The 18,410-nt window shown below is 75.0% G+C and carries 14 protein-coding genes and 1 pseudogene; 13 read left to right on the plus strand and 2 right to left on the minus strand.

All coding sequences use genetic code 11. The features are described from left to right. Positions 1 to 112 precede the first annotated feature (112 nt). Complete coding sequence (locus OG896_RS13105) at positions 113 to 343, plus strand: hypothetical protein (protein ID WP_329374595.1); 231 nt, start codon at positions 113 to 115, stop codon at positions 341 to 343. A 404-nt stretch (positions 344 to 747) separates the two neighbouring features. Here the strand turns inward: OG896_RS13105 and OG896_RS13110 are convergent. Continuing rightward, positions 748 to 1,479: pseudogene (locus OG896_RS13110) on the minus strand (caspase family protein); the annotation flags it as partial. A gap of 222 nt (positions 1,480 to 1,701) precedes the next feature. Between OG896_RS13110 and OG896_RS13115 the strand changes: the two are divergent. From OG896_RS13115 to OG896_RS13150, 8 genes are all read left to right on the plus strand, one after another. Beyond that, positions 1,702 to 2,235 carry a hypothetical protein gene (locus tag OG896_RS13115; RefSeq protein WP_329365230.1) on the plus strand — a complete coding sequence of 178 codons (534 nt, stop codon included), beginning with the start codon at positions 1,702 to 1,704 and terminating at the stop codon, positions 2,233 to 2,235. 53 nt (positions 2,236 to 2,288) lie between these two features. Beyond that, positions 2,289 to 4,061: a hypothetical protein gene (locus tag OG896_RS13120; protein WP_329365231.1), complete on the plus strand. Its 1,773-nt coding sequence runs from the start codon at positions 2,289 to 2,291 to the stop codon at positions 4,059 to 4,061. After that, positions 4,058 to 4,291: a hypothetical protein gene (locus OG896_RS13125; RefSeq protein ID WP_329365234.1), complete on the plus strand. Its 234-nt coding sequence runs from the start codon at positions 4,058 to 4,060 to the stop codon at positions 4,289 to 4,291. The genes OG896_RS13120 and OG896_RS13125 overlap by 4 nt, the downstream gene beginning before the upstream one ends. After that, complete coding sequence (locus OG896_RS13130) at positions 4,288 to 4,902, plus strand: hypothetical protein (RefSeq protein WP_329365235.1); 615 nt, start codon at positions 4,288 to 4,290, stop codon at positions 4,900 to 4,902. Before OG896_RS13125 ends, OG896_RS13130 begins: the two co-directional genes overlap by 4 nt. Positions 4,903 to 5,047: 145 nt before the next feature. Then, positions 5,048 to 6,613: an AAA family ATPase gene (locus OG896_RS13135; protein ID WP_329365237.1), complete on the plus strand. Its 1,566-nt coding sequence runs from the start codon at positions 5,048 to 5,050 to the stop codon at positions 6,611 to 6,613. A 125-nt stretch (positions 6,614 to 6,738) separates the two neighbouring features. Then, positions 6,739 to 7,725, plus strand: a complete 987-nt coding sequence (locus OG896_RS13140; protein WP_329365238.1) for a hypothetical protein — start codon at positions 6,739 to 6,741, stop codon at positions 7,723 to 7,725. Then, complete coding sequence (locus tag OG896_RS13145) at positions 7,715 to 11,086, plus strand: CHAT domain-containing tetratricopeptide repeat protein (RefSeq protein WP_329365240.1); 3,372 nt, start codon at positions 7,715 to 7,717, stop codon at positions 11,084 to 11,086. The genes OG896_RS13140 and OG896_RS13145 overlap by 11 nt, the downstream gene beginning before the upstream one ends. 1 nt (position 11,087) lies before the next feature. Then, positions 11,088 to 11,585, plus strand: coding sequence for a hypothetical protein (locus OG896_RS13150; protein WP_329365241.1), 498 nt, complete (start codon positions 11,088 to 11,090; stop codon positions 11,583 to 11,585). Positions 11,586 to 11,735: 150 nt separating this feature from the next. Here the strand turns inward: OG896_RS13150 and OG896_RS13155 are convergent, their stop codons facing one another. Continuing rightward, the gene (locus OG896_RS13155) at positions 11,736 to 11,927 is read right to left on the minus strand and encodes a thiomuracin/GE37468 family thiazolyl RiPP peptide (RefSeq protein ID WP_328468733.1); all 192 of its coding nucleotides are present in this window, start codon (positions 11,925 to 11,927) and stop codon (positions 11,736 to 11,738) included. A 223-nt stretch (positions 11,928 to 12,150) separates the two neighbouring features. Here OG896_RS13155 and OG896_RS13160 point away from each other — a divergent pair, with 223 nt between their 5' ends. Genes OG896_RS13160 through OG896_RS13175 form a run of 4 tightly spaced genes read left to right on the plus strand, consistent with a single transcriptional unit; the run spans position 12,151 to position 18,378 of the window. Then, positions 12,151 to 13,170 (plus strand): hypothetical protein, encoded by a 1,020-nt coding sequence (locus OG896_RS13160; protein ID WP_329365242.1) that lies wholly within the window; start codon positions 12,151 to 12,153, stop codon positions 13,168 to 13,170. Continuing rightward, entirely contained in the window at positions 13,167 to 14,576 is a 1,410-nt protein-coding gene (locus tag OG896_RS13165; RefSeq protein WP_329365244.1) for a hypothetical protein, read from the plus strand. The genes OG896_RS13160 and OG896_RS13165 overlap by 4 nt, the downstream gene beginning before the upstream one ends. Further along, complete coding sequence (locus OG896_RS13170; protein WP_329365246.1) at positions 14,576 to 17,443, plus strand: lantibiotic dehydratase; 2,868 nt, start codon at positions 14,576 to 14,578, stop codon at positions 17,441 to 17,443. The genes OG896_RS13165 and OG896_RS13170 overlap by 1 nt, the downstream gene beginning before the upstream one ends. Then, positions 17,437 to 18,378 carry a lantibiotic dehydratase C-terminal domain-containing protein gene (locus OG896_RS13175; protein ID WP_329365248.1) on the plus strand — a complete coding sequence of 314 codons (942 nt, stop codon included), beginning with the start codon at positions 17,437 to 17,439 and terminating at the stop codon, positions 18,376 to 18,378. The genes OG896_RS13170 and OG896_RS13175 overlap by 7 nt, the downstream gene beginning before the upstream one ends. Positions 18,379 to 18,410 lie beyond the last annotated feature (32 nt).

Here is an 18,410-nt window from a genome sequence, read left to right on the forward strand (position 1 = left end):
CCGCCGCCACCCCGCGAGATGCGTCAGGCACGCGGCGAGCCGTCGCGGGTCCGGGTCGCCGGCCCCGTTCCCGGCCGGGTCCTCGCCGAACGGCAGCGGGTCCACCAGTGCGGTGCCGTCCCGGTCCAGCACCGACGCGAACCCGTCCCGCGCCACCACGCGGAAGTGCGGGTCGCCGCTGTCCCCGGGCGCGTCGACGACATGGAGGAGCGGCGAGGGTCCGCCGCCCGGCCCGGCCGACGCGACGGCCGCCGCCAGCCGCTCCGCCGCGCCCGGCAGCCCGTCCGCTGCCACGCTCACGGTCGCCGGCGCCGACGCCAGCGCCGACAGCACCACCGGATAGACCCGCGCCGTGTCGGGCAGCCAGTCCACCGGGTCCACGAGGGTGCGGTCGGCGCGGACCACGCGGGCCCGCAGTACCCCACCGGGCGCCGTACCGTCCTCCCCTCCCGCACGGTTCGGGCTGTCCGAACTGTCCGAGCTGATCGGGCCGTTCGGCTCGCCCGCCCAGCCCGTGTCCACCACGCTGAACTCCGTGCCCTCGGCCCCGGCGCCGTCCCGCAACCCGTGGCCGGTGCCGCAGTCCACCTCCCAGCCGTGCGCCCCGAAGCGCAGCAGGTGGTCCCCCGTCGCTCCCGCGACCGCGCCGCCGAGGAAGGGCAGATCGGCGACGCCGGGTGCCTCGGGATACAGCACCGGCCGCTGCCCGCCGCCGGCACGCTGGACCCGGGCATCGGCCGCGGCCAGCAACTGCCGGTACGTGGTGTCCGGGCCCGCAGTCCGGGCCGCGCCCAGCAGGGCGTGCGTGAAGACACCGTGCCGGCGCCCGTCGAACTCCCCCTCGTACGAGAGCTGATCGAGCCTGCTCGCGGCCAACAGCAGGTGCCGCGAAGTGACTTGGGACAGTTCCACGTCCCGCGTCACTCCCTGGGCCGCATCCCCCGCCATGTCCTCGCGCGCCACGCTCCGCGCCGTCTCCCCTTCCCCCCACCGCGGCGGCGGTGGCGCGAAGCGCGCGGTCGTGCCCGCCGCCTCCGCGTCGTCCCGGGTGGCGCCGCCGGAGTAGCAGCAGTCCAGCACCGCCACCACATGGGCGCCGCGGCCCGCGACCTCGCCGAGCAGTGCGCCCAGCCGCTTGTCGAGCAGCGGGCCGTCCGCGCAGACCAGCGCCTGGTTCCGGCCCGTCGCCTCGATCAGCAGGTCCGCGCCCGACGCGACCGCCTCGGTGCCGTGCCCGGAGAACCAGAAGAGCGCCGTGTCCCCCGGGCCCGCGGCCCCCAGGAACGTACGGATGCCGTCCTCCACCGCCGCGACCGTCACCGCGCCGTCGAGCAGGACCCGCACCCGGGCGGCGCCCCGGGTGCGGTCCGTCAGGAGCCGACGGGCCTCGGTGATGTCGTTGACGCAGCCGGTGAGCGGCTTGGCGATGTGCGCAGGGTAGGCGTTGACGCCCGTCATGAACGCATGGATCGACCCCATGGTGGGCAGTCTGCCAGCCGCGTCGCGCCGCTCGCGCGAGCGAGCCGGGCGCCGACCGGGCGAATCCTGGGCGCAATTCGGTTATTCGACCGTGAAGCCGCGCTTCCGGTCGCAGAATTGACGCAGCGTCACTAGTCTTCGTCTCTCGCAGCCGCCACGCTGAAGCTGAAGAGGGCACGCACCGCGGAGACGGCGAACGCCTTCACTCACGTCGGGGGACACATGGGTCACTTGGAACGGCCACGGCGGATCGTGCAGAGCGGCGGTGCGGCGACGCCCGCGATGTCGCCGCCTGCCGTGTCGCCGGACCTCCTGCGCCGCACCGAGCAGGGGACGGGTACCGGGCCCTCCTCCGGCCGGGTCGTCGGCCGGACCGGGCCCCACGTCCCGCCGCGCCGTGCGGCCCTCGCCCCGCGCCCGCAGGACCTGCGCGACGCGGTGGGCCGCCTCGACGCCGGCTTCGACGAGACCGCGCGCAAGCGACTGGCCGAGTGGATTCGCGACCAGTACGAGACCGGCTACGGCGAGGCCCCCGTCGGCTTCTTCGCCGTCTGCCGCCTCGGCCCCCCGTACGTCGACCATCAACTCAACCTCTTCCAGCAGATCGTCCGGCACTTCACCCCCTTCGAGGCGGTGCCCGAACCCTTCGCGGCCGCCCGGATGCTGGTGCGCTCCGGCGGCTACGCCTTCGTCGAGGTCTACCCCGGCGGGCTGCTCCTGCCGGTCCTCGACGACGGGACCGTGGTCCGTCCCTGACCCACCCGCTGCCGACGCCCCCGACCCGAACCGTGTGATCGGAGAGAAACCGCATGTCCGAGGTGGACTACGCCCTTCATCGGAAGGTGCAGCAGGTCAGCAACCTCGTGGTCCGGCTCAGCGAGCAGGTGGGTTCCGTCTCCGGCCAGGTGGCGGCCGTCGAGTCCCACCAGCAGCAGACCCGCACGGAACTCCAGCAACTGCGCGACGAGTTCCTCGCCTTCGTCAGGACCGCACAGCTCACCGCCAACGTCCAGCGCGCCGAAACCCGCGTCGGCGTGATCCAGGACCAGGTCGACCACGAGTTCGGCCACCACAAGACGGTGCGCCGCACCGCGGTCGGGATGCTCCAGGCCTTCGACCTGGGCCTGGTGTCCGAGGACAACGTCCGCCTCGTCAGCGACCAGTTGATGATCCAGACGCCGCGCTACTGGCTGGCGCCCGCCCTGGTGGCGCTGGCCTCCTGGTCGGCCGACGACCGCACGTTGTGCGAGAAGGCCGTGGACGAGGCGTTCCGGCGCTCTCCGGAGCGCACCTCGCTGTTCTTCGCCCTGGTGCTGCGCCGGCAGGAGCGCAGGGCGGCGGCCGTGCGCTGGCTGCGCCACTACCTGATCGCCCAGGACCCGGCCGCGCTCGGCCGGGAGTTCGCCGTCATCCTGGAGTCCATCGCCCAGGGCGCGTTCGGGCTCGCCGGCCGTGAACTGCTCGACACGACACTGGCCGGCTGGCGCGAGCAGTTCATGGACGACGACGACTCCCAGCGGCGGCAGATCACCCGCTGGCGCGACGAGATCGACTCGCTCGCCCGGCCGTCCGCGGTGGCCGAGTTCCCGCGCCTGGCCCAGGTCAGCCCGCAGTGGCCGCAGCTCGGCAGCGTCCTCGGCCGGGCCCGCGCCCAGCAGGCCGTGCTCGACAAGTACCAGGCCATCATGGACCACGTCGGCCGGCCCACCGAGCGGATCGAGGACGCGGTGGACGACATCCTCGACCGGCTCGTCTCCGGGTACGACAACGAGGAGTTGCCGCTCCGCCGCGACCTCGCCTTCAACCACGCGGTCATCGACCACGGCGGCGACCTGGACGCCGCCCGCAAGGCAGCCGACGCGGACTCCGCCTCGTACGACGAGACGCTCGACTACCTGACCGTGCAGACCACCGCCGCGCTCAACCCGGCGGCCCTCGGCACCTCGCAGGCCACCCGCCAACTGGCCGTCGCCGCCTGCCACGAGTGGTTCCTGCAGGCGCACGCCGGATTCACCCGCGACTACCGTGCCGCCGTGCCGCCGGATGTCCAGGCGCAGTTCGGCACGACGTGCACGGTGGCCGCGCAGACGTTCCGACTCCCGCAGTGGAACGGTACGTTCACCCGGCCGATGGCCGACCTGGAGCAGTCGCTGACCGCGCACTGGGACCAGCACATGGCGCCCTTCGTCGCCTCGTACGCCTTCCCGTGGGTGCGGAAGGCGGCGCCGCTCGCGCTCGTGATCCTCGGCATCCTGGTGGTCGTCGGGGCCTTCAGCATGCCGGTCGCCCTGGTGATCTCGGTGGTCGTGGGCGGCGTCTGGGGCCTGGTCCTGTACAACGGCGCCCAGGCCGCCCGCCGGCTCCAGGACAACGCCCGCACGATCCTCGAAAAGGCCAAGCTGGAGTCCGTCCACCAGTTGCGCGCCGCTTCCGCCGAACTCACCGACTGGAAGCAGAAGTTGCGCACGGCCGAGGACGTCGAGCCGCGCTGCCGGGAGATGATCAAGTCGTTGGGCACCGCTGTTCACAGCGGTTCGCCCTTCGAGGGCCGCACCGTAGCCAAGGAGGGACCCGCATCGTGAGCACCACCGGCCCCGGCCCGTACCCCACCGAACCGCCCCCGCCCCGCAGGCCGCCCGGGGAGACCGCCTGGTCGCCGTCCGGCGGCGGCTCCCCGTGGGCCTCCTCCGCCGGCCGGAGAACCGGGGAACGTGTCACCAGCCGGGTCCGCAGGGTCGTCGAGGGCCTGCCCGACTGGGAGCCGCTCCCGCCGGGCGAGACCCTCGTGCGCAGGCCCGGCGGCTCGGTGTGAACGCGTACTGGGGGCACGGCGGGCCGTACGAGACGTGGGTGGAGTTCCTGCGGCGCTGGGCGGCCGAGGAGCCGGTCGCCCCCGGCGCGCTGCCGCCGCTCGCCGACGACCGGTTTCCGGCCGAGACCTGGGAGCGGCTGGCGGAGCACCTGAGCCGGGCGCTCGACACCCGGCTCACCACCTGGGCCGACCGGCTGGTCGCGGCGCTGCTCGCGGCGTCGGACGAGTTCTCGGCGGGCCGCGCGCTGGCCCAGGCCAGAAACGGGCTGCGGGCCGTACGGGCGGTCGCCGGGCACCCGGGGCTGCCCGAGACGACGCGCACCCGGCTGACGGACATGGTCGACGGCCAGATCCGTGATCTGCAGGACCAGTTGGAGCGCTCCCTGGACCTGGCAGCCGCGGAGAACGGCTCCGACCCCCGCTGGGTGGAGCAGCGCCGGCGCACCTTCCGGGACAACCCGCTGACCGCCGCGCTCCCGGCCGGCCCGCCCGTTCCCGGGAAGGCCGCGGCCCGCGGGAAGGCGGACCCGAACGCGGTCCCGGTCCCGGACCCGGACCCGTGGGCCGTCGATCCCGCAGCCCGCCCGCGCCGCCGGGTGATCACCGACTGAGCCGACCGAACTCCCCTCCTGGCCAGGCCACTTGCTCACGCGGCCCGCCTCCCGCCCCCGCCGCTTGCCCACGTGACCCGGCCCCCGCAGACCCCGCCGACGCAGCCCCCCGCCCGCAACTCCGCCCACGCGACCGAAGGCCCGCATGTCGAACTACTCCGAAAGCCTGGCCCACCTCGACAGCTACATCTCCGCCCGGGTGCCCGTGATCGGTATGCGCTCCATCGAGCAGCAGCGTGCCCTGCGGCTGCTGCGGGACGCGGCCAACCAGCCGCGCCGCAGCACCATGCCGTTCTGGATCTACACGCGGGCCACCGGGCTGCGCGACCTGCGCACCAACGCCCCCGTGCACGACGACCGTTCGCTGGTCGGCGCGATGGACTTCGCCGCGAAGCAGTTCAGCGGCCGGGCGAACGCGACCGTGGTCCTCGTCGATCCCGACCACCTCGAGGACGACACTCCCGTCACCCGGCACATCGCCGAACTCGCCCGGCTCGCCGACAACAACTCCGGCAGCATCGTGCTGATCACGGACGCGCCCATCTGGAGCGGGCTTCAGCGCCTCGGCATGAGCCTGCACCTGGACCTGCCGGACACCGACGAGATGTACGACGCGCTGACCGGCTTCCTCGGCGACCACCAGGGGCACATCCCGATCGAGTGGGACCAGGACGACGCCCGGCGCGCGGCCGAGTTCCTCTGCGGCGTCACCGAGGCCGAGTGCATCAACCTGATGGCCACCATCGCCGCCAAGGGCTCCATCCTGAAGGGCGACGTCCTCGGGCTGGCCCAGGCGAAGGACCGCATCTTCTCCGACCTCACCGGGCTCGAACGCGTCCAGCTCAAGGAGGGCGACTACACGATCGGCGGCCTCACCAACCTGCGCAAGTGGCTGGCCCGCAAGCACGACATGATGCACGCCGACCTGCGCGACACGGCACTGCGGCCGCCACGGGGCGTCCTGCTGGTGGGAGTTCCGGGCTGCGGCAAGTCGCTGTCGGCCAAGGCCATCGCCCACGAGTGGCAACTCCCGCTCTACCGGCTCGACATGGCCAGCATCCACGGCAAGTACCTCGGCGAGTCCGAAGGCCGCTTCAGGGAGGCCCTCGCCATGGCGGACCGGGTGGCGCCGTGCGTCCTGTGGATCGACGAGATCGAGAAGGGCCTGGCGGGCCGGGACGACATGTCCGGCGTACCGCAGCGGATCATCGGGCAGTTCCTCTTCTGGCTCCAGGAGTCCCGGTCGCGGGCCTTCATCGTGGCCACCGCCAACGACATCCGCAGCCTGCCGCCCGAACTCATGCGCAAGGGAAGGTTCGACGAGCTGTTCTTCGTGGACCTGCCGGACAGTCAGGACCGCAAGGAGATCATCGAGGTCTACTACCACCGCTATCTGCGGGCCGACCCCGACCCGGAGCAGGTGGACCGGCTCGTCGACCTGTCGGAGGGCTTCGCGGGGTCCGACATCGAGTCCACCCTCCACGACGTCGGCGAGGAGGCGTTCCGATGCGGTGGCGCCGACCGGCTCAAGCCCTCCTACCTCCTGGACGCCTTCGCCAACACCGTGCCGCTGAGCCGGCTCAACCCCGAGCAGATCGAGGAGATCCGCGCCTGGGGCCGCGAACGCGCGGTCCCCGCCGGCCGCGTGTCGACCATCACGGCCCCCGGCACCTCCGGCCCGGCCCGCCGGATCGTGTTCATGGACGAGTGAGCCCCGGGCCGCCCCGTACCGCGTCCGCCGGCCCCGCATCCGCCGGCTCCGCGCCCGCGGGGTACGTGCTCGGGCACACTGGTCATCGAAGGACAGAGGTCGCGTTCCGGACGGGGGTGACGGGCTTGCGTGAGGCAACCGCGGTGCTGGGGTGGGAGGTTCCCTTCGACCCGGAGGAGCTGCCGCGCGAGTGGGTGGAGCGGCTGCCGGTGCCGCAGGCGCCCTTTCGGGAACGGATGGGCGCGCTGGAACCGTTCTTCGAGGTCGCGACGCGCGGTCCGGTGCACGAGCATCTGCTGGGCGTCGCGCTGCTGCGCGCCGGGCAGGTCTTCGCGGCGGCGACGGCGCTGCTGTCGGCGCTCAGTGCGGGTCCCCGGCGCCGCGGCGCGTGGGTGGACACGGCCTGCGCCTACGCGGCGGCGGAGCGGCCCGAGATGGCGATGTGGCTGCTGGCCCACGTGGTCAGCGGATTCGAGAACGTCGGTCCGCACACGTCGCCGTACCCGGCGGGTTCGCAGCGTGCCGCGATGGCCCACAACCGGCTGATCGCGGTGCGCGACCTGCGCCGGCAACGGGCCGACGAGCTGCGCTTCCTCGAACTGCGCACCGCGGCGGACGGGGAGATCCGGGAGCGCCTCGGCGAGGAGCCGCTGGGCACGGACCGGCTGCTGCTGCACACGGCGGCGCTGGTCGCCCTCGGGGAGGCCAAGGACGCGCTCGACCCGTTCGACCGGGCGGCGGCGCTGCTGGAGCAGGACCGACTGCCCCTGGCGGGAGCGTTGCTGGAGCAACTGGCCCGTATCCGCGTCGCGGTCGGTCCCGCACGGGAGCGGGACGAGGTGCTGGCCCGCCTGCGCCGCCTCGCTCCTCGATCGGCGGTGCTGGCCGCCGTGCAGCAGCCGACCCTCCTCGAACGGCGCACCCGGGAGCAGGAGGCCGGGTTCGAGGCGATGCTGCTGGAGACGGAGGCCGAGCGCGGCCAGCGGAGCCTGCGCGAGCCGTGGGAGCAGTTGCGGCTGCGCGCCCGCGCCTCCGAGTACCCGGGCCCGTACCAGGAGGCCCTGTCGGGACTCGGCGGGCATGGCCGGAAGGGGGAGCACGATGCCGGATGAGGACCGGGATGTGCTGCCCGTGCAGCTCGCGCTGCGCGCCCTGTCGGCCCCCACGTACGAGGAGGTGCTCGCCCACTTCGGGCGTATCCCACCGGGCCGGCACGAGGAGACGGCGGCCGTCCTGCGGCAGCAGGCGGAGACGGACCGCTCCTTCGGGCGAGGGACCTTCGCGGAGCTGGCGGTGTTCCTCGCCGAGCGCTGCGAGGCCCTGGCGGTGACGGCTCCCGCCGCCGGACCGGCGGGCGGGTCCGCCGGCGGGGAGGGGTTCCCGGGGTTGCTGCGCCGCGCCTGCGCCGCGCGGGGCGTGCTGGGTGCCTACCGCGTGCTGGAGGGGCAGCGCGCCCTGATTCCGGACGAGCCGGTGCGGGCCGCGACGCGGCTGCTGGCGCAGTGGAACGCCGACCGGAGCGGCAACGCCCACGCGATCGCCGCGCTGGGACTGCTCACCGACCACGGCCCGAGCCGGACCACGGCCCGCGCCGACTGGGCGAACCACCTGCTCGGGCAGGGCCGGCACCGCAGGGCGCTCTACCACGCGGCCCACGCGCTCTCGCTCCAGCACGCGGTGGGCGACGCGCATTCGCTGGTGAACACCTACCTGCAACTGGCCTCGGTGTACATGGCGATGGGCGATCCGCCGCGCCGGGCCGAGGTGCTGCGGCAGGCGGCCGCCGCCGTGGACCGGGAGCCGGAGGTCACCGCCGTGGAGGAGGCGGCCCTGCGCTTCCAGCTCGCGCAGGCCCTCATCGCGCTGCACCACTACCGGGAGGCCGTGCCCGCGCTGGAACGGGCGGAGGCGCTGACGGCGGGTCTGGACGACGCGGAACGGTCGTTCGTGCCCGCGCGGTCGGATCTGCTCGGCTGCCGGGCCCGCGTGGCGGAGGCCGTCGGTGCGCTCGGGGCGGCGGCGGACGCCTACCGCGCCCTGCTGGAGCTGCCGCAGACGTCGACGCGCGCGGCGGTGCGCGCTTCGGCGGTGTACGGCCTGGCCTCCTGCCTGGAGCGCAACGACCGCCAGTGGGAGGCGTTCGAGCTGCTCGGCAACGAGCTGGAACGTGCCGAGCAGCAGGGGGCGGGCGCCCTGAACGCGGTGTCGCTGCGCTGCACGCTGGCCAGGCTGCTGTTCTCCGGCACCGATCCGCGGCTGCCGCGTGACACGTTCACGCTGGAGTCCCATCTGGTGCAGGGCCTCTTCGAGGCGGCGGGCTCGACCTACCCCTGCTTCGGCGAACTCTTCGTCACCATGGGCGATATGGACCTGTCCGAGGACCGCCACCAGGGCGCGGCCGAGTGCTACCGCTACGCCCTGTACGTGTCCGGGGACCCCGGGCACGCGCGGCAGCCGGAGCGGCTTCCCGAGCGGCTGCGCACGCGCATGCCGCTCACCCGGCTGCTGCCCGCGGAGGGTTTCCACGATTCGCTCTCCTTCGCCCTCGCCAGGCTGCGCGAGCGCATGCTCCGGCTCTTTCCCGCGGGGGCCAACCACCTGCCGGACACCCGCCTGCTGGCGCTGCAACGGCTGTGCCGTGTCGAGCGCGATCCCCGGCGGCGGGAGCAGCTCGCGGACCGGCTCGCGGAAGGGCTGCGCCGCGCGATCGAGCGGGACGCGCTCCTCACGTTGCAGGACCTGACGGTGCCGGTGTGCGAGGCGGTCGCCGAGGTCCGTGGCCCGCTGGTGGCGGCGCGGCTGGCGGAGGAGGTCCTCGCCTCGTACGACGCGCACGGCCGGCTCCCGGACCCGGACCTGCCGCTGGGGCTGGCCCGGCTGCTGCTGCGGGTGCCGGGCGGGCACCGGCGGGCCTTCGAGGTGCTGTGGCACCACCGCGAACTGCGCTTGCGCGCACGGGAGTCGCATCCGGTGCTCCAGGACGCGGACCAGGCGGCGGGGCTCGTGCTCCGGCTCTACGAGGCCCTGCTGTCCCTGCTGTTCGAGCACGGCGACGACCTGCCGCTGCCCGACGGCCGCCCGCCGGACCTGCTCGCGTTCGACCTGCACGAGGAGACGAAGGCACGCGGGGTCGTGGAGGACCTCGCACGGATGCCGCTGGCCGAGCCGCCGCAGGTGCCGCAGCGGGTGTGGGCGGAGGAACGGCGACTGCTGTCCGCGCAGCGGCGGTTGGCGGGCGGGGAGCGGCCGGACCGGGCCTGGGCCTGGCGCGAGTGCGCGGGGGCGCTCGGCCTGCTGTACGAGCAGTTGGAGCCGTTCGTCCCGGAGTACGTACGGCTGCGCACCGCACGGCCCGCCGGGTTCGCCGAGGCGTCGCGGCTGCTCAACGAGGCGGCTCCGGCCGAGGGCATGGTGCTGGCCTCGTACTTCACCGGCGAATCCGAGACGTTCTGCTTCGTGCTGGCGTCCGGTGAGGACACCCTGCGGTGGCACCGCATCCGGGTCGGACGCGCGCAACTGCACGCCGCCGCGGAGAAGATCCGCCGCACGGTCGACGGCGACCGCTCCGCCTTTCCCCCCGTCCCCCCGATCAGACCGCGGCGGCCGTCCCCGCTGCCCCTGGAGGGGCTCGCCGCCCGGCTGATGCCGTTCCAGGACCTGCTGGAGGGGCGCGGGCTGCTGTGCGTGGCGCCGCACGGGCCGCTGTCCGTGCTGCCGCTGGGCGCGCTGCGGCTGCCGGACGGCCGGTACTGCGTCGAGCAGGCGGCGCTGGTGTACATCCCGAGCATCTCGGCCCTGGCCGCGCTGCGCGCCGCACCGCCGGCCGGTTCTGGCAGCGCGCTGTGCGTACGGGTGGCGGCGGAGGAGGACCTGCGGGGCGGCGGCAACGGATTCGAGGCCGACACGCTTCCCGCCGGCCGGGGCTGGCGGCTGTCCGCCCTCACCGGACCGCAGGCCACCCCGGAGGAGGTCCTCGACCACATCGCGCGGGCCGACCTCGCCTACATCGCCTGCCACGGCCACCAGGACCACAGCGACCCGGAGAACTCCGCCCTGCTGCTCTCCGACGGCACCGACCGGCCCAGCCGGCAGGCCGATCCCGCCTCGCAGCGGGCCCGGCGGACCTTCCTGCGCGCCCGCGACCTGAGCGGGTCGCGCACCCCGTCCCGCGTGGTGCTGCGCGCCTGCTCGGTCGGCTGGCACGAACCGGACCATCCCGGCGAGGACTTCACCGGCCTGCCCCGCGCCCTGCTGCGCGGTGGCACCCGCACGGTCCTCGCCCCGATCTGGCAGGTGGACCGCACCAGCTCCGCGGCCCTGCTCGACGAGGTGACCGGTGCGGTGATGGACGGCCGCCCGCTGTGGCGCGCCCTGTGGGACGCGCAGCGGCGCATGCTCGCCGACGAGGACCGCCGCTACCTGTCCCATCCCTACCACTGGGCGGCGTTCGTCCCGCTCGGAGACTGGAGTTGACATGGGCGACGACGTCCACGCCGAGCGGGCCGCCGCCCTGCCGGACCGCGCCGCGCTGCTGGCGCTGGAGGAGGCCGCCCACGAGCTGGGCCGGGCCTTCCCCACCGGCGTGACGGACACGATGCAGGCACAGCAGGTCCTTGAGGAGCTCTTCGCCCAGGCCGGCGCCGGGGCCCCGCCGCTTCGGCCGGACGATCCCGGGGCCGCCGCCCGCCGCGTGCTGGCCGCGCTCGTACGCGAGGAGGCCGCGCGGGACCTGGTCGCGGAGATCCTCGACGACCCGCCGGAGGACGACCAGATGGGCGGCGAGGACCTCCTCCCCGACCTGGCGGTCCTCGCCGGGGTCCTCGCCTTCCTGCGCCTGCACGTCGCCTTCCGCTTCAAGCGCGACAACAGCCGCACCACCGTGGAGTTCCGGCTGGAGACGAAACCGCTGTCCGACTCCGCGCTGGCCGCGCTCGTCCGCGCCGTCCTCAGCCTGATGAACCGCGAGCGCTGAGCACGCGAGGAGCTGAACGCGCGGGGAGTCGACCGGCACGGGGGCCGACCGGCATGAGACCGGCCGGCACCGGGCCGACCGGCGCGAGGCCGGCCGGCACCGGGCCGACGCGCGTGCCGGGCGACCTTCCGCCCGGCACGCGCTACCGACTCACGAACAGCTGCAGTTACAGCAGTTCGGCGGCGGCGCGCAGCAGAAGGACGCACTCGCCTCCGTCATACCGTGGCCCGCCGTGAGCGACTGGCTGTGCTCGTCCCCGGCCAGCGAGTCCAAGTCGAGGTCCAGCGCGAGGTCGGCGACCGCCGCAGCAAGCGAGGGTGAGCCGTTGCTGTTCTCGTTCATCAGAGCCCTCCTTTCGAACCTAATGGAGCATCAACACGCATGTTCGGGCGCCCAGTTCGGACACTAGCGTGACGAATGGGGTCTGTGAAGGGGATGGACTAGACCATTGAGCTGAGCTAGTGTCGGCCGCCCGGAGGTCGTGGGCACGGCTTCGTCCGGCGCCTCCCCGCGCCTTCCGCCCGCGAGAACACGTTCCCGCCGCGGAACCCCGATGGAGGTGGCGATGAGGCCGAGGCTGCTTCCCGACACGCATCTGCTGCCCTCCGAACGGGGCGTGGTGATCAGCGGACCCCGGCACACGGCGGCCTTCGCGCTGCCGGGAATCCACCCGTGGCTGGAACGGCTGCGGCCGTTCCTGGACGGCGGCAGCGACCTGGACCAGCTCACCGCCGACCTCCCGCCACAGGCCGCGCGGCACGTCCGCACCCTGGTGGAACTGCTGGCCCGGGAGGGCTTCGTACGCGACGCCACGGCGGATCTTCCGCACGGCCTGACCCCGCGGATACGCGCCCACCACGCCGCGCTGATCGACTTCGTCGCGGCGCGCGCGGACTCGCCCGAGCACCGCTTCGAGCGGTACCGCGACTGCGCTCCCCTGGTGGTCGGCAGCGGGCGGATGGCACGGGCGCTGGTCCTCGCCCTGCTCGCCTCGGGGGTGGCCCATGTCCGCCTGCGACGCGGCGAGGCCGACGAGGGTCCGGATGCCGCGAGGGAGACGGCCCGGCTGAGCGCGTGCGTGGCGCTGCTCCAGCAGGAGGGCGGGTGCTTTCGCTACGAAGCCGTGGGCGCGGAGACCTCCGAACCGCCCGCGAACGCCGGGGTGGTGCTGCTCGGCTCGGACGCGTGGGACCCGGAACCGGCGGGCCGGGCCCGCGCGCTGGCGTCCCGCGGCGGGCTCTTGTACGGGCAGGCGGTGGGGCGGGGCGACCGCGTGGTGATCAGTTCGGTGGGCGTTCCCGAGGACGCCTCGGAACCTCCAACCCCCGTGGAACCGCGGGATGGTGGGCCCGATCACGGCGCGACCGGCGCCACGGGTTCGGGCGGTCCGGCGCACCCGCCGGAGCCGAGTGCGTACCTCGGGGGCCCGGTGGCGGCGCTCGCCGCCAACCAACTCTGCCTGCACCTGCTGCACCGGGTGGCGGGCCTGGACGGCACCGGCGAGGGCGCCGACCCGTCACTGGTGACCGATGCCGCGGTCCTGGATCTGCCCACCGGCCGCTTCCTCGGCGCGGAGGCGCGGTGACCGGCGGGGCCGCCGGCCGGACCGGCACGGCCGCGGGGACCGGTCCAACCGCGCCGGCCGGCACGGCCGGTACGGTTCCCGAGCCCCCCGGAACCCCCGGAACCCCCACCACCGCAAGGAGTTTCGCGACCGAGGACCCGTTCCCCTCGTCGCTCTGGGCGGACGCGGTCTACTCCCGCCGGGCCATCCCGCCCACGCTCGCGGCGGGACACCCGGCACCCGGAACGGCCGGCGCGGAGCCCGACCCGCTCCCGCCCGGGCCGCGCCTCCCGCTGGCGCCGCCGCCGCTCCACCTGGCGCCCTCCCCCGGTTCCCCGGCCACCCTCGCCGACCCGGCCGTCCTCGCCGCGCTGCTGCACTATTCCTACGGCCTGCTCCAGCACGACCTGACCCCGGGCGGCTGGCCGCTGCACCGCGCGGTGGCCTCCGCGCGGTGCCGCTACCCGAGCGAGCTCACCCTGCTCACCCCCACCGCGGCCTTCCGGTTCGATCCGCTCCACCACCAACTCGTGCTGCTGCCAGGTTCGTCGGGCGATGATCGAGACGGCGGACCCGGCACCTCGCGGTATGTCGTGATCACCAGCCGGTTCGCCCGGACGGCCCGGCTCTACGGCGACTACGCCCCGCGGCTGTGCGCCCAGGAGGCGGGGATGCTGCTGGGCGCGGTGCACCTGGTCGCCACCGCGCTCGGCCTGCGCACCCGGCCCGGCCAGGACCGGGAGACGCTGCACGGCCTCTGCGCGAACCGGCTGCCGGCCATGGCTGAACACCCCATGGGCTACCTGGAGATCCTGGGACCGGCGGCGCCCACGGCCGACCGGGCGGCCTGGCCGCCACCCGACCTGGCCTCGGTACTCCGCGCCCGCCACTCCGGCGCCGCGCTCTTCGACCCCGAACCCGTGCCCGCCCCAAGGGAGTTGCTCACCGATCTCGAAACCGCCCTCGCCGCGGCGCCGTTCACCGGCTTCTCCTGCCACCTGCTGCTCCGGCGCGTCGCCGGCACCTCCCCGGGCCACTACGTCCACGGCGGCGGCCGCCTGCGCCAGGTCCACGCCGACGACCCGCTGCCGCTGCTCGAACGGATCGGGCAGACCGAGGGCCGGGTGTCGATGAACTTCCGCTCCACCTCCTGCACCGCGTACCTCGCCGTGCGGCGCGGTGCCGCCGTCGCGCGGCACGGCACCGACGCCTTCCGCAGGCTGCACCTGGTCACGGGGGCGGTGGCCCACCTGCTCTGCGTGGTCGCGGCGCGGCACGGCCTGTCCGCCCGGGTCCACAACGGCTACGACGCCGCAAGCGCCGAACGCCTGCTCGGGGCGGCCTCGGGCGAGGAGACCGTGCTCTTCCAGGTGGCCGTCGGCACGGCACGCCCGGGCGCCGCCTTCCGTATCCCCGTGGTGTTCTGATGAGCCGGAACACGCCGCCTTCGACCGGTCGCCCCGCGCTCACCACCCCTGCGCCCGCCCCCGTTCCGGCCCCGGCCGACCAGACCGTGGGGGTGCGGACCGCCGGGCTGCCGACCACCGCGCTCGACACCTCCCGCATCCCGCGCAGCACCGAACTCGCCGTCCGCGTCGCGTCGTTGGACCAGCGGCTGACCGTCGACGCGGCCCGGCTGAGCGACGCGCTGTACGCCCTGATCGGCACCGAGCCGGCCCGCCCCTTCAAGGCCCGGCTGGTGGGCCTGCGCCGCGCCGTGCACCAAGGCGCCCGTATCGGACCGCTGTTGGGCGCGGCGGCCCCGCCGGACGTACTCGGCACCGCGCTCGCCGAGCGCCTCCACCACCACGCCGATCTGCGTCGCACCCGGGCGGAGCTCTTCGCCGAACTGGGCAGCGTCCTACCGGTCGAGACCCGGTCGGCGGCGGCCGCCCTCGCCGCGCTCGTCCAGGACCGGGCGTTCGCCACCGGTCTCGACTACGCCAGCCCCGACCTGTACGAGGACCTGCTGCGCTGGGGCGAGCGCGGCACGCCCGAACGGCGCCCGCTGGACGGGGCGGCCGTGCGGCTGGCCAAGTACGCGGGCCGCGCGATGGCCAAACCCAGCCCGTTGACCACCTTCGCCGCCGTCGGCTTCGGCCGCTGGGAGGCGGACGCCGGCGCCGGCGTGCGGCTGGAGAGCTCCGTCCGGGCCGAGGTGGCCGAGGCGGGTCTGCTGCCGCTGTCCCGGATCGCCGCCGCCCTCGCCCACGTGCCCGAACTGGGCGCCGCCGTGCGGCTGCGCGTCAACCCGTCGGCCACACCGGTGTCTTCCCCCGAGGGTGAGCGGTGGCTGTTCACCGCGCCGGGCCCGTCCGGCGAGGTACGCGCCCTGCCCGCCACACCCGCGCTGGCCGCGATCCTGGCGGCGGTCCACGAGGAGCCCAGCCCCGTACGGCTGCGCGCCCTGCTCGGCGCGCCCGGCCCGGGGAGCGCCACGACCGGCCCCGCCGACTCAGCCGATTCCCCCGCCGACTCAGCCGATTCCCCCGCCGCCGACTCCCCCGGCTCCGCCGCCGACGCCGTCATCGCCCGGCTGGTCCGGCTCGGCCTGCTGGAGGTCCGGCTCGGCCTGCCCGACCAGGAACTCGACGCCGCCTCGCTGGACGACTGGCTCCGCCGCCACCTGCCGGCACCGCGGCACCGCGACCGCCTCACCCCTCTGCTCGACGACCTGCGCGCCATCCGCGACGGGATCGACGCCGCCCGGGCCGCCGCGCCCGGCTCCCACCGGGACCTCGCCGCCGCCCTGCGCCGGCACACCACGGATGCCGCCCGGCGCCTCCAACTGATCGGCCCGAACGATGATTTGGACCGCGGGCCGGTGTACTTCCACCACACCGTCACGGTCGGCACGGCCGCCGTGCTCGATCCCGCCGGCTGGCAGACGGCGCTCGCCGACCTGGCACGGATACCCGCGCTGCTCGCCCCGTTCGACACGCTCGCACCGCCGCGCGAAGCTCTCCGGCAGCGCGCCCTGACCGCGTACGGCCCCGGTTTCCGGCAGCCCTTCACCCGCTTCCTCCAGGACTTCGGTGCCTGGTGGGCCGCACCCGGGGCACACGTTCCGAGCGAGCGCGACGTTCAACGGCTGGACGAGCTGCGCCAGTTGATCGCCGGTACTGCGCCCGCGCACGACGGCACCGTCCGTCTCGCACCCCAGGCCGTCGGCGAACTGTGCGGCGCCTGGCCCGACCCGGACACCTCCGGCGACCACCACGCCTACTACGTCCAGACCCTGCCCGACGACCCGTCCGCCGGGCTCGGCCTGGTGCTCAACACGGTCACCTGCGGGCATGGGACCGGCCGGACCCGGATCGCCCGCCTGCTCGACGCGGCGGCCGGAGCGGCCGAACCCGAGGAGGTCGATTCCGAGGCTGCCGCACCCGACGCTGCCGCACCCGACCCCGGCTGCCCCGAGGCTGCCCACGAGGGGCTTCCCGACGGCGTTCCCGCGGGCACCCCGCTCCACGTCGAGTTCGACGCCGCCTTCGGCAGTGCCCTCAACCAGCGGGCGGCGGCCACCCGTTACGCGATCGACCTGGACGGCGCCACCTCGCACCGGCCCCCCGAGCGGTTGATCCGCCCCGCCGACCTGGACGTCGTGCACGACCCCCGCACCCGCCGCCTCCACCTGCTCCACCGCGCCTCCGGCCGCGTCGTACGGCCGCTGCACCTGGGCCTGCTCGCCACGCCGCTGCTCCCGCTGCCGGCCCGGTTGCTGGCGGAGGCGTTCGGTCAGACCTCCTACGCCTTCTGGTCGGACTGGCCGCAGTTGTGGCAGCTGCTCCCGCCGGAGCGGACTGCGCCACCGGGTACGGACCCGGGGGCGGCGCCCGACGCGGGCTGGACGAGGATGCCCCGGCTCGCCCTGGGGGCCGTGGTGCTGCGCCGGGCGACCTGGTTCGTCGACCGCGGACGGGCGCCGGCCCGCGCCGCCGGGGAGCCGGACGCGGCCTACCTGGTCCGCGTGCACACCTGGCGCGCCGCGCTCGGCCTGCCGCAGCGCTGCTTCCTGCGCACCCTCACCCCACGCCCCGCCGACGGCTTCACCGGCCCCGCGCTGCACGACAAGGACCGCAAGCCGGTGTACGTCGACTTCGCCCACGCCCATCTGCTCCGCGTCTTCGAGCGGGCGGCCGCCACCGGCCGCCCGCTGCTGCTCACCGAGGCCGTGCCCGACCTCCACGACGCTCCGGCCCACCGGGACGGCCGCCGGTACGCGACCGAGTTCGTGGTCGAGCTGCCCGCCGCCCCGCTCCCGCTGCCGGACCGGCAGGCGCGGACATGCTGACCGGCCCGCCCGGAGGCGTACCGGACCCGGACCCGAAGCCGGAGTCTCAGCCGGCCCCGGCATCGGACCCGCAACCCGAGGACCGCTGGGTCAGCGCCCACGTGTTCACCGGGCACCCGCTCGACCTGGTGGTGCGCGCGCTGCTCCCCGACGCCGTCGCGGAGCTGCGCCGACGCGGCCTGGCCGACCGCTTCTTCTTCCTCCGCCACTGGCAGGGCGGTCCGCACCTGCGCCTGCGGGTACGCCTCACCACGCCGGCGGCGGAGCCCGCGGTACGCACGACGCTGGACGCGCACGCCGCCGCGTTCTTCCGCGCCCGGCCGCCGTCACCGGCCATGACGGAGGGCCAATACCAGGCGTTGGCACGTCAGTTGGCCGCCCAGGAGCCGGAGAGCGAACCCGGCACCCTGGCTCCTCACGACAGCCTCGCCTTCCACCCCTACCGGCCGGAGCACGGCAAGTACGGCCGGGGCGCCGCGCTGCGGGCCGTCGAGGACGCGTTCGCCACCTGCAGCGAACTGGCCGTCGCCGCGGTGCTGGCCGGGTGGGGCCCGGCACGGCGGGCGGCGCACTGCTTCGCCCTGCTGACCGGCAGCCTGGACGCGGGTGTTGCGCCGGACCTGCTGGCCCGGTACGGCGACCGGCGGGCCGCCCTGCTCACCGTCGCCCGCGCGGCCCGCGCGCAGGCACCGGCGGAAGCCGCCGGCCAGGCCGGCGCCGACCCGGTGCACCAGTGGCTCGCGGCCTGCCGGAACGCGCAGCGGCGGTCCGCCCTCCCCGACCGGCTGGCCGGCCATCTGACCCACCTGGCCTGCAACCGCCTCGACGTGCGGCTCGGCCAGGAGGCGACCCTGCGCGGCCTGGCGCTGCTGGCCGTGGCGGAGTTGACGGGCGCCGGCGGCCCCGCGCGCCACGACGGCGCCGCACCACCGTAAGGCCGGCCCCCGTAGCGACAGGCTGACGAAAG

It is taken from the genome of Streptomyces sp. NBC_00669, assembly GCF_036226785.1.
In the GTDB taxonomy this organism is placed as follows: Bacteria; Actinomycetota; Actinomycetes; order Streptomycetales; family Streptomycetaceae; genus Actinacidiphila.

Excerpts from the sequence above, each read along its gene's own strand:
- OG896_RS13115 (WP_329365230.1), top strand. The coding sequence starts at position 1,702 with ATGGGTCACTTGGAACGGCCACGGCGGATCGTGCAGAGCGGCGGTGCG.
- OG896_RS13120 (WP_329365231.1), top strand. The coding sequence starts at position 2,289 with ATGTCCGAGGTGGACTACGCCCTTCATCGGAAGGTGCAGCAGGTCAGC.
- OG896_RS13155 (WP_328468733.1), bottom strand. The coding sequence starts at position 11,927 with ATGAACGAGAACAGCAACGGCTCACCCTCGCTTGCTGCGGCGGTCGCC.
- OG896_RS13135 (WP_329365237.1), top strand. The coding sequence starts at position 5,048 with ATGTCGAACTACTCCGAAAGCCTGGCCCACCTCGACAGCTACATCTCC.
- OG896_RS13145 (WP_329365240.1), top strand. The coding sequence starts at position 7,715 with ATGCCGGATGAGGACCGGGATGTGCTGCCCGTGCAGCTCGCGCTGCGC.
- OG896_RS13170 (WP_329365246.1), top strand. The coding sequence starts at position 14,576 with ATGAGCCGGAACACGCCGCCTTCGACCGGTCGCCCCGCGCTCACCACC.
- OG896_RS13175 (WP_329365248.1), top strand. The coding sequence starts at position 17,437 with ATGCTGACCGGCCCGCCCGGAGGCGTACCGGACCCGGACCCGAAGCCG.
- OG896_RS13150 (WP_329365241.1), top strand. The coding sequence starts at position 11,088 with ATGGGCGACGACGTCCACGCCGAGCGGGCCGCCGCCCTGCCGGACCGC.
- OG896_RS13160 (WP_329365242.1), top strand. The coding sequence starts at position 12,151 with ATGAGGCCGAGGCTGCTTCCCGACACGCATCTGCTGCCCTCCGAACGG.